This window comes from Streptomyces sp. P9-A4, from assembly GCF_036634195.1.
GTDB lineage: Bacteria > Actinomycetota > Actinomycetes > Streptomycetales > Streptomycetaceae > Streptomyces.
Window position 1 is genome coordinate 1,609,918 of the sequence record NZ_JAZIFY010000001.1, and the last position, 13,086, is coordinate 1,623,003.

Here is a 13,086-nt window from a genome sequence, read left to right on the forward strand (position 1 = left end):
CTCCACCGTCCATCCTCAACCTTGCTTGAGGTCAAGGGCCGCGCCCGTGCGAGACTTCGCGCCATGATCCTTCGCGACCTGACCCTGCGCCCCGCGACCCGCGCCGAACTCCCGGCGGTCCTCGCCCTCCTGGCCGACGAGGACAAGGTCGTGGACCCGGTCTCGGTCACCGTCACCGAGGCCTACGAGCGGGCCTTCGCGGACATCGCGGCCGATCCGCGCAACGAGATGCTGGTCCTGACGGACGAGGACGGCCTCGTCCTCGGCTGCCTCCAGGCCACGTACATCCCGGGCCTGGGCAAGGGCGGCGCCGAACGCGCCCTGATCGAGGCGGTCCGGATCAGGGCCGACCGGCGCGGCGACGGCCTCGGCCGGGAGCTGATGGAGCGGGCCGTGGCACGGGCCGGGGAACGCGGCTGCGCACTGGTCCAGCTGACGAGCGACAAGCGGCGGACGAACGCCCACCGCTTCTACGCCTCCCTGGGCTTCACCGGCAGCCACGACGGCTTCAAGCTGCTCCTCTGAGCCCGGGACAGTTCAGCACCTCTTATCCCTCGGACCAAGAAGATCTAAGTGGACCTTCAGCGTCCGATGCGCCCAGACTTCCGGGATGAGCACTGCACGCCCTTTCGGCCGCGCCCTCTGCGCGATGGTCACCCCGTTCACGCCCACCGGCGCCCTCGACCTCGACGAGGCAGGTGAGCTGGCCGCCCGGCTCGTCACCGGGGGCTGCGACGGTCTGGTCCTCAACGGCACCACCGGCGAGTCCCCCACCACCTCGGACGCCGAGAAGGCCGCGCTCGTCCGCGCCGTCCGGGCGGCCGTCGGACCGGGCCCCTCGGTCGTCGCGGGCGTCGGCACCGCCGACACCCGGCACACCGCCGAACTGGCCCGGCAGGCCGAGGAGGCGGGGGCGGACGGGCTGCTCGTGGTCACCCCGTACTACAGCCGCCCGCCCCAGGCGGCCGTCGAGGCGCACTTCCTGAAGGTCGCCGACGCGACCGGGCTGCCGGTCATGGTCTACGACATCCCGGGCCGCACCGGCACCCGGGTCGAGCCGGCGACGATGCTCCGGCTCGCCGGGCACCCCCGGATCGTGGCGGTCAAGGACTGCGCGTACGACCTGCTCGGCTCGGCCCGGGTGATCGCGGAGACCGGGCTCGCGTACTACTCGGGCTGCGAGGAGCTGAACCTGCCGCTGTACGCGGTCGGCGGCGCCGGGTACGTCAGCACGGTGGCCAATGTGGCACCCCGTCAGCTCCGCGCCGTCCTCGACGCCTTCGACGCGGGCGACACCGCGGAGGCGGCCCGGCTGAACGCCGCACTCCTGCCGCTCGCCGAACTCATGATGGCCTCGGGCCTGCCCGGCACGGTGACGGCCAAGGCACTGCTGGGCGGACCGGTGCGCGAACCGCTCCAGCCCGCCGGCCGGGAGACGGCCGACGGGCTGCGCGCGGCGCTCGAAGCGCTGGTCCGCCGGGACCGGGCGGCGGACTCACCGGCCCGCCTCGATCAGGCGGAGTCGCTGGTGTAGGTCCGGCCGAGGATCGCCGCGTGCTCCAGTACGTCCTCCAGCGGGTCGTCGATCTGCCCGGTGGAGATCAGGGAGACGTTCGGCCCGTTGTGCGAGTGACTGTGCGTCTCGTCGGCCGCGGCCGTCCCCGCCGGCAGCAGGACCGCCGCCATCGTGAGCACCCCGGCGACCGTGGGCTTCGTCCTCATGTCGACTCCTCGCCTCGTCTGCTTCTCGGAACCTTGCGCTCCGACCCGTTAACGCAGCGTCACCTCTTCGGTTGCCGTGTGACAGGAGTTTCACGACGCTGTCCCCGTTGCGTACCGCCCCCGGGTGACGCGCCGGGCCGCGGCTAGCCTGGGCGCGCCCCGGGCACCGATGACGGCCCGACGGCGTGAACCGGAACGGGAAGTGGGGATCAGGCGGATGCGGATACACGGGGGACGCGTGGCCGGAGCACCGGGTGCCGAGGGTGTCGAGGGGCCCGCGCCGTCCCGCAGACGACTGCTGGGGCTGGCCGGAACCGGAATCGGTCTGGCGGCCCTGGGCGCGGGCGCGTGGGGCTGCGGCCCCGTGGAGGACCCGGCCTCCTCGACGGCCCCGCCCCCGGGGAAGGGCGCCACTCCGGGCGCGGGCGGGGACGCCTTCACCACCCCTCCGCCGGGCACCGCCCCGGGCCCGCTGTGGCAGGAACCGGCCGCCTCCGGCGCGTTGGGCGCCCTGGACGCGCTCGCCGTCGCCGGTGACGTGGTCCTGGTCTCGGGCGACCCGCTGGTCGGCCGGAACGTCGTGACCGGCAAGGCGGTGTGGTCGCGCGAGGGCGTCGCCGTGCCGGGCGCGAAACTGCTCGTGAGCGGCGGCACGCTGTACCTCGCGAGCGCCGAGTACGACGGGGACGTGGTCGGCCTGGACCCGGCGACCGGCAGGGAGACCTGGCGCAGCCGGCTGGGCAAGCGCTTCTCCCAGCCCCGTACGATCGCCGCCGACGAGCGTCACGTCTATGTCCTCGCGGGCATCCTGGAGAAGGACTTCAGCACCCCGAACAACGTGATCGCGGCCATCGACACCAGCTCCGGGAAGGTGGTGTGGCAGGAGCGGCGCGACGCGGGCACGGAGGAGTACGGCATCACGGCGGCGGCCGTCGGCCGGCACCTCGTCTACACCGACTACCGCGAGAACGTGACGGTCCGCGACACGGCCACCGGCCGCCAGGTCTGGACGAAGAAGATCGGCCGGTCCAACAGCGGCCGGTTCGCCGTCCACGCGGACCTCGTGGTCGTCGCGGACGGACAGCGGCTGCGGGCCTTCGCCCTGGCGGACGGCGAGGAGCGCTGGTCGCTCGCGGCCGAGGAGTTCACCCGCTTCCACGACCCGGCGGTCCTGGACGGGGTGCTGTACGCCGCCGACTCCAGCCATGTCCTGCGTGCGGTCGACCCGGCGAAGGGCGGCACGCTCTGGCGGAACGACGACCTGCTGAAGGTGGCGTACCCCTGGCAGTTCACCAAGGTCGGCGGGACCCTCTACGCGGCGACGGATCTGGACGACAAGGGCGGTGTCCTCGCCTTCGACGCCCGCGACGGCAAGCACCGCTGGACGTACAACGACGGCACGGGCTCGCTGGAGAAGTGGTACGTCGCCTCCGCGGGGAAGCGTCTGGTCGCCCTCCACGGAAAGCGGCTGACCGCCCTGCCGGCCGTCTGAGACGGGGCGGGGCGGTCAGCGGCCGGACCGATCGGCGCGGCAGGCGCGGCCTGCCGGTGGATCAGTTGTGGCTGTGCAGGATGTCGTTCAGTCCGCCCCAGACCGCGTTGTTCGGGCGGGCCTCGACGGTGCCGGTGACCGAGTTGCGGCGGAACAGGATGTTCGAGGCGCCGGACAGCTCGCGGGCCTTCACGACCTGGCCGTCGGGCATCGTCACCCGGGTGCCGGCGGTGACGTACAGACCGGCCTCGACGACGCACTCGTCGCCGAGGGCGATGCCGACGCCCGCCTCGGCGCCGATCAGGCAGCGCTCGCCGATCGAGATGACGACGTTGCCGCCGCCCGAGAGGGTGCCCATGGTGGAGGCGCCGCCGCCGATGTCGGAGCCGTCACCGACGACGACACCGGCGGAGATCCGGCCCTCGACCATGGAGGTGCCGAGGGTCCCGGCGTTGAAGTTGACGAAGCCCTCGTGCATGACGGTGGTGCCGGCGGCGAGGTGGGCGCCGAGGCGGACCCGGTCGGCGTCGGCGACACGGACCCCGGCGGGGACGACGTAGTCGGTCATACGGGGGAACTTGTCGATCGAGGTCACCTGGAGGTGCAGGCCCTCGGCGCGGGCGTTGAGCCGCACCTTCTCGATGTCGTCGACGGCGACCGGACCGAGCGAGGTCCAGGCGACGTTGGCGAGCAGGCCGAACACGCCGTCGAGGGACTGGCCGTGCGGCTTGACCAGGCGGTGGCTGAGCAGATGCAGCCGCAGGTAGGCGTCGTGGGCGTCGAGCGGCTTCTCGTCGAGCGAGGCGATGACGGTACGGACGGCGACCACCTCGACGCCCCGGCGGGCGTCCACGCCGAGGGCCTTGGCGGCGCCCTCGCCGAGGGCGTTGACGGCCTCGTCGGGCGTGAGCCGCTCGGTGCCGGCGGGGCCGGGCGCCTCGGTCAGCTCGGGGGCGGGGAACCAGGTGTCGAGAACGGTGCCGTCGCCGGCGATGGTGGCGAGGCCGGCGGCGACGGCGCCGGTGGTGCGAGGAGCAGTGGTCATGACGGAAAACCTAACCGGCGGGGCCCCGCGCGGGCCAACCGGTCTCAGGTGTCGGTCGAGTTCCCCGGCGGTTCCGACGAGCCGCCGGCGGGCGGTTTCGGCACTTCCTTCAGGCCCGGGTGTCCAGGATCCGCGCCAGCATGAGCCGTCCGTACTCCTCGTCGTACGCGGTACCGGTCAGCAGGCACTGGAGGCAGATGCCGTCCATCAGGGCGACCAGGGCGCGCGCGGTGACCGGGTCGGTGCGGTGGCCGAGGACGGCGACGACGGTCTCCGTCCATTCGGCGGCGACCGGCCGGAGCGCGGGGCGGCGCAGCGCGGCGAGGTACAGCTCGTACTCCAGCTCCACCCGGGCGCGGTCGCCGCTCATCCACTCCCCGAGCAGCCGGGCCAGCGCGGCGGCGAGGTCGGTGTCGGGCGCGGCGAGGGCGGGGCTGTCGCGGAGCAGCCGCCCGAAGCCCTCGTTGGCCTTGCGGAGCGCCTCGACGAGGAGTTCGTCGAGGGAGGCGAAGTGGTACGTGGTCGAGCCGAGCGGCACGTCCGCCTCTGCGGCCACCGTGCGGTGGCTGAGCCCGGAGAGGCCGGAGCGTCCGACGACCCGGAGGGCGGCGTCGACGATCCGCTCCCGCCGTTCGGGGTCGTGGCGGCGGGGCCGGGCCATCAGTGGGCGCCGCCGAGGTTGAGGACGGCGACCCCGGCGATGATGAGGACGATCCCGGCGACCTTGGCGAGGTTGAGGGTCTCGCCGAGGAAGAGGATGCCGATGGTGGCGACGGCCGCGGTGCCGATGCCGGACCAGATGGCGTACGCGGTGCCGACCTGGAGGGTCTTGAGCGCCTGGGCGAGGAGCGCGAAGGCGATGAGGTAGCCCGCGCCGGTGACGATCGAGGGCCAGAGCTTGGTGAAGCCCTCGCTGTACTTCATGGAGGTGGTGGCGAGTATCTCCGCGGCGATGGCGCCGGCGAGCAGTCCGTAACCCATGTGTACGAGCGTACACAACGGAGACCGCTACGGTGTCCCGCATGACGTTTCCCCCAGGGCCGCCGTACGGCTACGGCTACCCGCCTCCGCCCCCGCCGCCCAAGCCCGGCGTGATACCCCTGGCGCCGCTCGGATTCAGCGCGATCCTGACCGGCGCCTTCGCGGCCTTCGGCCGCTACTGGAAGCAACTCCTCGGGGTGGCCTCGGTCGCGTACCTCGGCGCCCTGGTGTTCGTCGGGGCGGCGCTCGGCATCGCGTACGCGGTGGTCCGCGACCGCTTCCCCGCCGTGTTCGACCTGCCCTCCGGTCAGGAACCGCGATGGGACGACGTCCGGCCGCTGCTCATCGCCTTGGCCTGTGTCTGGCTGGTCGGCGTGATCGCGATCGTCTGCGCCAACGCCGTGGTGGCGGCGGCCTGTCCGGCCGTCGTCCAGGAGGCGGTCCTCGGCCGGCCGACGACCTTCGGCGCGATCTGGCGGCAGTCCTGGGCCCGGATGCCGGCCGTCTTCGGCACGGTGCTGCTGACGAACCTGGCGCTGCTGATCCCGCTGGTCCTCTTCCTCGTGGCCTTCGTCTGGATGTTCGCGACGATGTTCGCGGCCGCGGTCGACTCCTCGGGCGACCCGGAGAGCGGTCTCTGGGTCGTCCCCCTGGTCGCGGTGGGCGCCGCGCTGCTCGTCACCCCGTTCGCCTTCTGGATCTGGGTGAAGTTCAGCCTGGCCCCGGCGGCGGCGGTGATGGAGCGTCAGGGCGCGATGGCCTCGATGCGGCGCTCCTCGCACCTGGTCCGCGGCTCCTGGTGGCGTGTCTTCGGCGGCCTCGTGGCGGCCGGGATCATGGCGTCCGTCGTGGGCATGCTGATCCAGCAGGCCCTGTCCCTGCTGGTCTCGGCCCCGCTGGCGGCCACCGACTTCTCGGGCGACGACTCCGCCACCATGGTGGCCTCCGTGGTGGTCGTCGTCACCTTCGTGGCCCTCGGCCAGCTGGTCGGCCAGGCGGTCGTCTCGGTCTTCCCGCCGCTGGTCACCGCCCTGCTCTACGTCGATCAGCGCATCCGCAAGGAGAACCTGGCCCCGGACCTGGCCCGCGCGGCGGGGCTCCTCTAGGGCCTGTCGTCACACTCCCCGTCGTCGCCCGAAGGGCGGCCCGGCGGGCCTGTGGACACACGGAACGGCCGTGCCCCGAAGGGCACGGCCGTTCTCGCTGTCATCCTGCGACCGGACCGGTCAGACGTTGAACCCGAGCGCGCGCAGCTGCTCGCGGCCGTCGTCCGTGATCTTGTCCGGGCCCCACGGAGGCATCCAGACCCAGTTGATCTTCAGTTCGTTGACGATGCCGTCCGTCGCGGACTTCGCCTGGTCCTCGATCACATCGGTCAGCGGGCAGGCCGCCGACGTCAGGGTCATGTCCAGCGTCGCGACGTTCGAGTCGTCGATGTGGATGCCGTAGATCAGGCCCAGGTTGACGACGTCGATGCCCAGCTCGGGGTCGACGACGTCGTACAGCGCCTCACGGACTTCTTCCTCGGAGGCCGGCTTCATGGTGGCCTCGGCGTTCTCGGTCATGCCGACTTCCTCACAGACTTCTGGTCGTCCCCGAGCGCCTGGGCGGTCGCGTCCTTCCACGCCATCCAGCTGAGCAGGGCGCACTTCACACGGGCCGGGTACTTGGAGACCCCGGCGAACGCGACGGCGTCCTCCAGGATCTCCTCCATCGCGTCGTCCGGCTCCAGCCGGCCCTTGGACTGCATCAGTTCCAGGAAGGTGCCCTGGATCTTCTGCGCCTCGGCCAGCTCCTTGCCGACGAGCAGCTCGTTGAGCACGGACGCCGAGGCCTGGCTGATGGAGCAGCCCTGGCCCTCGTACGACACGTCCTCGATGCGCGTGCCGTCGTACTTCACGCGGAGCGTGATCTCGTCGCCGCACGTCGGGTTGACGTGGTGCACCTCGGCGTCGCCGTCCCGAAGACCGCGCCCGTGCGGGTGCTTGTAGTGGTCCAGGATGACGTCCTGGTACATCGAATCCAGCTTCACGACATCCCCTAGCCGAAGAAGTTCCGTACGTGCTCCAGACCCGCGACCAGGGCGTCGACCTCGGCCGGGGTGGAATACAGATAGAACGACGCTCGCGTGGTCGCAGGAATTCCGTAGCGGAGGCAGACCGGCCGCGCGCAGTGGTGGCCGACCCGGACCGCGATGCCCTCCTCGTCGAGGACCTGGCCCACGTCGTGCGGGTGGATGTCACCGAGCGTGAAGGAGATCGCCGCGCCGCGGTCCTCGGCCGTGGTGGGGCCGATGATCCGCAGGTCCGGGACCTCCTGGAGGCGCCGGACGGCGTACTCGGTGATCGCGTGCTCGTGGCGCGCGATGTTCTCCATGCCGATCGCCGACAGGTAGTCCACGGCCGCGCCGAGGCCGACGGCCTGGGCGATCGGGGGCGTACCCGCCTCGAACTTGTGCGGGGCCGGCGCGTACGTCGAGGAGTGCATCGACACGGTCTCGATCATCTCGCCGCCGCCGAGGAACGGGGGCAGGTCCTCCAGGAGTTCCTGCCGTCCCCACAGCACGCCGATGCCGGTCGGACCGCACATCTTGTGGCCGGTGAAGGCCACGAAGTCGGCCTGGAGCGCCTGCACGTCCAGGACCATGTGCGGGGCCGCCTGGGAGGCGTCGATGCAGACGAGCGCACCGACCTCCTGGGCGCGACGGATGATCGTCTCCACCGGGTTGATCGTGCCCAGCAGGTTCGAGACCAGCGTGAACGAGACGATCTTGGTCTTCTCGGTGATGACCTCCTCGATGTTCGAGAGGTCGAGACGGCCGTCGTCGGTGAGGCCGAACCACTTCAGCTTCGCGCCCGTGCGCTGCGAGAGCAGCTGCCACGGCACGATGTTGGAGTGGTGCTCCATCTCCGTGATCGCGATCTCGGTCTCGTGGTCCACGCGGTAGGGCTCGTCGGCCCAGCCCAGCATGTTGGCCACGAGGTTGAGCGACTCGGAGGCGTTCTTGGTGAAGATCACCTCGTCGCGGCTCGGCGCGTTGATGAAGGCCGCGACCTTGTCACGGGCGCCCTCGTACAGCGCCGTCGCCTCCTCGGCGACCGTGTAGACGCCACGGTGCACATTGGCGTTGTGACGCTCGTAGTACGTGGTGAGCGCGTCGAGGACCTGCCGCGGCTTCTGCGAGGTCGCCGCGGAGTCGAGGTACACGATCTTCTTGCCGTCGTGGACCACGCGATCCAGGAGCGGGAAGTCCTTGCGGATCGCCTCGGTGTCGAGGAGGCCGGAGAGCCCCTGATGGGCAGAAGTCACGCGGACGCGCCACCCTTCACGTACTTGTCGTAGCCCTCGTTCTCCAGCTGGTCGGCGAGCTCGGCGCCGCCGGACTCGACGATGCGGCCGTTCGCGAACACGTGCACGAAGTCGGGCTTGATGTAGCGCAGGATCCGCGTGTAGTGCGTGATCAGCAGGGTGCCGACCTCGCCGCTCTCGCGGACGCGGTTGACGCCCTCGGAGACGATGCGCAGGGCGTCGACGTCGAGGCCGGAGTCGGTCTCGTCGAGGATCGCGATCTTCGGCTTGAGGAGCTCCAGCTGGAGGATCTCGTGGCGCTTCTTCTCACCGCCGGAGAAGCCCTCGTTGACGTTGCGCTCGGCGAAGGCCGGGTCCATCTGGAGCTGTTCCATCGCGGACTTGACCTCCTTCACCCAGGTGCGCAGCTTGGGCGCCTCGCCGCGGACGGCGGTGGCGGAGGTGCGCAGGAAGTTGGAGACCGAGACACCGGGGACCTCGACCGGGTACTGCATGGCGAGGAAGACGCCGGCACGGGCGCGCTCGTCGACCGACATCTCCAGGACGTCCTCACCGTCGAGGGTGACGGTGCCGCCGGTGATCGAGTACTTCGGGTGACCGGCGAGGGAGTAGGCCAGGGTCGACTTGCCGGAGCCGTTGGGGCCCATGACGGCGTGGGTCTCGCCCTGCTTGATGGTCAGGTCGACGCCCTTGAGGATCTCGCGGGGGCCGTTCTCCGCCTCGACGGAGACGTGCAGGTCGTGGATTTCAAGCGTTGCCATGGGTGACTCAGGACTCCTGGGTGACGGAGACGAGCACATCGTCCCCTTCGATCTTTACGGGGTATACGGGGACGGGACGCGTCGCGGGAAGGCCGGAGGGCTTGCCGCTGCGCAGGTCGAAGCTGGAGCCGTGCAGCCAGCACTCGATCGCGCAGTCCTCGACCTCGCCCTCCGAGAGGGAGACGTTCGCGTGCGAGCAGATGTCGTTGATCGCGAACACCTCGCCCTCGGTGTGCACGACCGACACCGGCGTGCCGTCGACCTCGACCCGCTTCGGGGTGTCGGCCTCCAGCTCGCTCAGCGCGCAGACTCGGACGAAGGCCATCAGACGGAGGCCTCCAGCTCGGCCTCGATCTTGGCGAGGAGTCGCTCCTGGACGTCCGGCAGACCGATCTGCTGGACGAGTTCCGCGAAGAAGCCGCGGACGACGAGGCGGCGGGCCTCAGTCTCCGGGATGCCGCGGGACATCAGGTAGAAGAGCTGCTCGTCGTCGAAACGGCCGGTGGCCGAGGCGTGACCGGCACCGGCGATCTCGCCGGTCTCGATCTCCAGGTTCGGTACGGAGTCGACCCGGGCACCGTCCGTGAGGACCAGGTTCCGGTTGAGCTCGTACGTGTCGGTGCCCTCGGCGGCGGCCTGGATGAGCACGTCGCCGATCCAGACGGCGTGCGCGTCCTGGCCCTGCAGCGCGCCCTTGTAGGCCACGTTGGACTTGCAGTGCGGAGTGTTGTGGTTGACCAGGAGGCGGTGCTCCTGGTGCTGGCCGGCGTCCGTGAAGTACAGGCCGAGCAGCTCCGCCTCGCCGCCGGGGGCCGCGTAGGACACCCGGGGGTGGAGGCGGACGACGTCGCCGCCGAAGGTGACGACGACGGACTTGAAGGAGGCGTCGCGGCCGATCAGGGCGTTGTGCTGGGCGACGTGGACGGCCTTCTCGTCCCAGTCCTGGACGGAGACGACCGTCAGCTTGGCGCCGTCGCCGAGGACGTAGTCGACGTTGGCGGCGAGCACGGCGTCACCGGTGTGGTCCATGACCACGACGGCCTCGGCGAAGGCGCCGAGTTCGATCACCTGGTGGCCGAAGGCGGTGCCGCCCTGGCCCTGCACGGTGATGCGGATCGGCTCGGCGAGGACGGTCTCCTTGCCGACGGTGACGACCGAGGCCTTCTCGAAGGAGGAGTACGCCTGCGCGGCGACGCGGTCGACGGGCGTGCCGGCCTTGCCGAGGCGCTCGTCCTCGCGTCCGACGGTCTCCACGGTGACGCCCTCGGGGGCCTCGATCTCGACCTTGACGCCCTCGCCGGAGGCGACGGCGGTGCCGTCGTGGAGTCCGCGGAGGCGGGCGAGCGGGGTGAACCGCCACTCCTCCTCGCGGCCGTGCGGGACGGGGAAGTCCGCGACGTCGAAGGACGGGGGCGCGCTCATGCGCGTGGCGACGGTGGACTCGGCGGCCACCGCGATCGAGCCGGCGGTGGTGGAGCCCGCCGGGATGTTCTGCTGAGCCTCAGCCATGGCTGTCGTGTTGCTCTCTTCCTGCGTACGTGTGAGTCGGTCGCTGCTGGTGCGGTGGCTGTTAGCCGACCGCGCCTTCCATCTGCAGCTCGATCAGCCGGTTGAGCTCCAGGGCGTACTCCATCGGGAGTTCCTTGGCGATGGGCTCGACGAAGCCACGGACGATCATCGCCATGGCCTCGAACTCGGTGAGGCCGCGGCTCATCAGGTAGAAGAGCTGGTCCTCGGAGACCTTGGAGACGGTGGCCTCGTGGCCCATGGAGACGTCGTCCTCGCGCACGTCCACGTAGGGGTACGTGTCCGAGCGGGAGATCGTGTCGACGAGCAGCGCGTCGCAGAGCACGTTGGACTTGGCGCCCGGGGCACCCTCGCCGATCTCGATGAGACCGCGGTAGGAGGTGCGGCCGCCACCTCGCGCCACCGACTTGGAGACGATGTTGGAGGAGGTGTTCGGGGCCATGTGGACCATCTTGGCGCCGGCGTCCTGGTGCTGGCCCTCGCCCGCGAAGGCGATGGACAGGGTCTCGCCCTTGGCGTGCTCGCCCATGAGGTAGACGGCCGGGTACTTCATGGTGACCTTGGAGCCGATGTTGCCGTCGACCCACTCCATGGTGGCGCCCTCGTAGGCGACGGCGCGCTTGGTCACCAGGTTGTAGACGTTGTTCGACCAGTTCTGGATGGTCGTGTAGCGGCAGCGGCCGCCCTTCTTGACGATGATCTCGACGACGGCGCTGTGCAGCGAGTCCGAGGAGTAGATCGGGGCGGTGCAGCCCTCGACGTAGTGGACGTAGGCGTCCTCGTCGACGATGATCAGCGTCCGCTCGAACTGGCCCATGTTCTCCGTGTTGATACGGAAGTAGGCCTGGAGCGGGATCTCGACGTGCACGCCCTTCGGCACGTAGATGAACGAGCCGCCGGACCAGACGGCCGTGTTCAGGGAGGCGAACTTGTTGTCGCCGACCGGGATGACCGTGCCGAAGTACTCGCGGAAGAGCTCCTCGTGCTCCTTCAGCGCGGTGTCGGTGTCGACGAAGATGACGCCCTGCTCCTCCAGGTCCTCGCGGATCTGGTGGTAGACGACCTCGGACTCGTACTGGGCGGCGACACCGGCGACGAGGCGCTGCTTCTCGGCCTCGGGGATGCCGAGCCTGTCGTACGTGTTCTTGATGTCCTCCGGCAGGTCCTCCCAGGACTCGGCCTGCTTCTCGGTGGACCGCACGAAGTACTTGATGTTGTCGAAGTCGATGCCGGAGAGGTCCGAGCCCCAGGTGGGCATGGGCTTCTTGCCGAAGAGCCGGAGACCCTTGAGACGCAGCTTCAGCATCCACTCGGGCTCGTTCTTCTTCGAGGAGATGTCGCGGACGACGTCCTCGTTCAGACCGCGCTTGGCGGTGGCACCGGCGGTGTCGGAGTCGGCCCAGCCGTACTCGTACCGACCCAGGCCCTCGAGCTCGGGGTGGCTGATCTCGGTGGTCATGCGGGGTTCCTCCCGGCCGTGCTTGCGGATGCTGATTCGGTGGTCTGTGGAGCGCTGTGCGGGATGAACGTGGTGCAGACGCCGTCACCATGCGCGATGGTGGCCAGACGCTGGACGTGCGTTCCCAGGAGGCGGGAGAAGAACTCCGTCTCCGCCTCGCACAGCTGTGGGTACTGCTCGGCGACGTGGGCCACCGGGCAGTGGTGCTGGCAGAGCTGCTCGCCGACCGGCGCGTTCCGCGCAGTGGCAGCGTACCCGTCCGCGCTCAGGGCCTTGGCGAGCGCCTCGGCCCGCCGCTCGGGCTCGGCCGCGTCCACGGCCTCGCGGTAGGCCTCGGACTGGGACTCGATGCGGTCGCGGGCGAAGGCGGCCACGGCCGCCTCCCCTCCGGCGTTGCGCTCGATCCAGCGCAGCGCCTCGACGGCGAGCGAGTCGTAGGACTGGTCGAAGGCGTCCCGGCCGCAGTCGGTGAGCGCGAAGACCTTGGCGGGGCGGCCACGGGTGCGGGTCCCGTAGACACGCTTCTCGCGGGCCTCCACGACCGTGTCGGCGACGAGCGAGTCGAGGTGGCGGCGGACGGCGGCCTGGGTGAGACCCAGCCGCCCGGCCAGATCGGCGACGGTCGAGGGACCGTGGTCCAGGATCGACCGCGCGACCCGGTTGCGCGTCGAACGCTCTCGGGTCGCGAGTTCCTCCACGGGAGCCGCGCCAACGTTTTTCACAACGCCATTGTTGCGTAATTAATCTCGGACTGACAAGCCGCACCGCCCGAGGGGGCGGTGCCATGCAT

At 70.5% G+C, this 13,086-nt stretch carries 16 protein-coding genes; 4 read left to right on the forward strand and 12 right to left on the reverse strand.

Going from position 1 to position 13,086, the window contains the following annotated elements; genetic code table 11:
* Positions 1-63 precede the first annotated feature (63 nt).
* A complete protein-coding gene (locus tag V4Y03_RS07215; RefSeq protein WP_332434384.1) occupies positions 64-525 on the forward strand; it encodes a GNAT family N-acetyltransferase in 462 nt (153 codons plus the stop codon).
* A gap of 85 nt (positions 526-610) precedes the next feature.
* Positions 611-1,534 (forward strand): 4-hydroxy-tetrahydrodipicolinate synthase, encoded by a 924-nt coding sequence (gene dapA, locus V4Y03_RS07220; RefSeq protein WP_317873205.1) that lies wholly within the window; start codon positions 611-613, stop codon positions 1,532-1,534.
* Here dapA and V4Y03_RS07225 read toward each other — a convergent pair.
* Positions 1,513-1,722 carry a hypothetical protein gene (locus V4Y03_RS07225; RefSeq protein WP_317873206.1) on the reverse strand — a complete coding sequence of 70 codons (210 nt, stop codon included), beginning with the start codon at positions 1,720-1,722 and terminating at the stop codon, positions 1,513-1,515. The two genes, dapA and V4Y03_RS07225, sit on opposite strands and share 22 nt — an antisense overlap.
* 217 nt (positions 1,723-1,939) lie before the next feature.
* Between V4Y03_RS07225 and V4Y03_RS07230 the strand changes: the two genes are divergently transcribed.
* Complete coding sequence (locus tag V4Y03_RS07230; RefSeq protein WP_443079752.1) at positions 1,940-3,214, forward strand: outer membrane protein assembly factor BamB family protein; 1,275 nt, start codon at positions 1,940-1,942, stop codon at positions 3,212-3,214.
* Positions 3,215-3,275: 61 nt separating this feature from the next.
* Here V4Y03_RS07230 and dapD read toward each other — a convergent pair whose 3' ends face one another.
* The 3 genes from dapD to V4Y03_RS07245 form a co-directional block, all read right to left on the reverse strand.
* On the reverse strand, positions 3,276-4,259 hold the full coding sequence (gene dapD / locus V4Y03_RS07235) for a 2,3,4,5-tetrahydropyridine-2,6-dicarboxylate N-succinyltransferase (protein WP_332434386.1): 984 nt from the start codon (positions 4,257-4,259) through the stop codon (positions 3,276-3,278).
* Positions 4,260-4,368: 109 nt separating this feature from the next.
* Positions 4,369-4,920 carry a TetR/AcrR family transcriptional regulator gene (locus V4Y03_RS07240; RefSeq protein ID WP_317873209.1) on the reverse strand — a complete coding sequence of 184 codons (552 nt, stop codon included), beginning with the start codon at positions 4,918-4,920 and terminating at the stop codon, positions 4,369-4,371.
* Positions 4,920-5,240: a DMT family transporter gene (locus tag V4Y03_RS07245; protein ID WP_317873210.1), complete on the reverse strand. Its 321-nt coding sequence runs from the start codon at positions 5,238-5,240 to the stop codon at positions 4,920-4,922. The genes V4Y03_RS07240 and V4Y03_RS07245 overlap by 1 nt, the downstream gene beginning before the upstream one ends.
* A 41-nt stretch (positions 5,241-5,281) precedes the next feature.
* Between V4Y03_RS07245 and V4Y03_RS07250 the strand changes: the two genes are divergently transcribed.
* Entirely contained in the window at positions 5,282-6,346 is a 1,065-nt protein-coding gene (locus tag V4Y03_RS07250) for a DUF7847 domain-containing protein (protein WP_332434387.1), read from the forward strand.
* 120 nt (positions 6,347-6,466) lie between these two features.
* Here V4Y03_RS07250 and V4Y03_RS07255 read toward each other — a convergent pair whose 3' ends face one another.
* The 8 genes from V4Y03_RS07255 to V4Y03_RS07290 all read right to left on the reverse strand — a co-directional run bounded on the left by V4Y03_RS07255 (position 6,467) and on the right by V4Y03_RS07290 (position 13,018).
* Positions 6,467-6,805 carry a metal-sulfur cluster assembly factor gene (locus tag V4Y03_RS07255; RefSeq protein ID WP_017238620.1) on the reverse strand — a complete coding sequence of 113 codons (339 nt, stop codon included), beginning with the start codon at positions 6,803-6,805 and terminating at the stop codon, positions 6,467-6,469.
* Positions 6,802-7,272, reverse strand: a complete 471-nt coding sequence (gene sufU / locus V4Y03_RS07260; protein ID WP_317873212.1) for a Fe-S cluster assembly sulfur transfer protein SufU — start codon at positions 7,270-7,272, stop codon at positions 6,802-6,804. Before sufU ends, V4Y03_RS07255 begins: the two co-directional genes overlap by 4 nt.
* A gap of 8 nt (positions 7,273-7,280) precedes the next feature.
* Positions 7,281-8,549, reverse strand: coding sequence for a cysteine desulfurase (locus V4Y03_RS07265; RefSeq protein WP_317873213.1), 1,269 nt, complete (start codon positions 8,547-8,549; stop codon positions 7,281-7,283).
* Positions 8,546-9,310, reverse strand: a complete 765-nt coding sequence (sufC, locus tag V4Y03_RS07270) for a Fe-S cluster assembly ATPase SufC (RefSeq protein WP_317873214.1) — start codon at positions 9,308-9,310, stop codon at positions 8,546-8,548. Before sufC ends, V4Y03_RS07265 begins: the two co-directional genes overlap by 4 nt.
* A 7-nt stretch (positions 9,311-9,317) precedes the next feature.
* A complete protein-coding gene (locus V4Y03_RS07275; protein ID WP_024757173.1) occupies positions 9,318-9,635 on the reverse strand; it encodes a bifunctional 3-phenylpropionate/cinnamic acid dioxygenase ferredoxin subunit in 318 nt (105 codons plus the stop codon).
* Positions 9,635-10,819 (reverse strand): Fe-S cluster assembly protein SufD, encoded by a 1,185-nt coding sequence (sufD, locus tag V4Y03_RS07280; protein ID WP_317873215.1) that lies wholly within the window; start codon positions 10,817-10,819, stop codon positions 9,635-9,637. The genes V4Y03_RS07275 and sufD overlap by 1 nt, the downstream gene beginning before the upstream one ends.
* A 61-nt stretch (positions 10,820-10,880) precedes the next feature.
* Positions 10,881-12,296, reverse strand: coding sequence for a Fe-S cluster assembly protein SufB (sufB, locus tag V4Y03_RS07285; protein WP_317873216.1), 1,416 nt, complete (start codon positions 12,294-12,296; stop codon positions 10,881-10,883).
* Positions 12,293-13,018, reverse strand: a complete 726-nt coding sequence (locus V4Y03_RS07290; protein ID WP_317873217.1) for a helix-turn-helix transcriptional regulator — start codon at positions 13,016-13,018, stop codon at positions 12,293-12,295. The genes sufB and V4Y03_RS07290 overlap by 4 nt, the downstream gene beginning before the upstream one ends.
* Positions 13,019-13,086 lie beyond the last annotated feature (68 nt).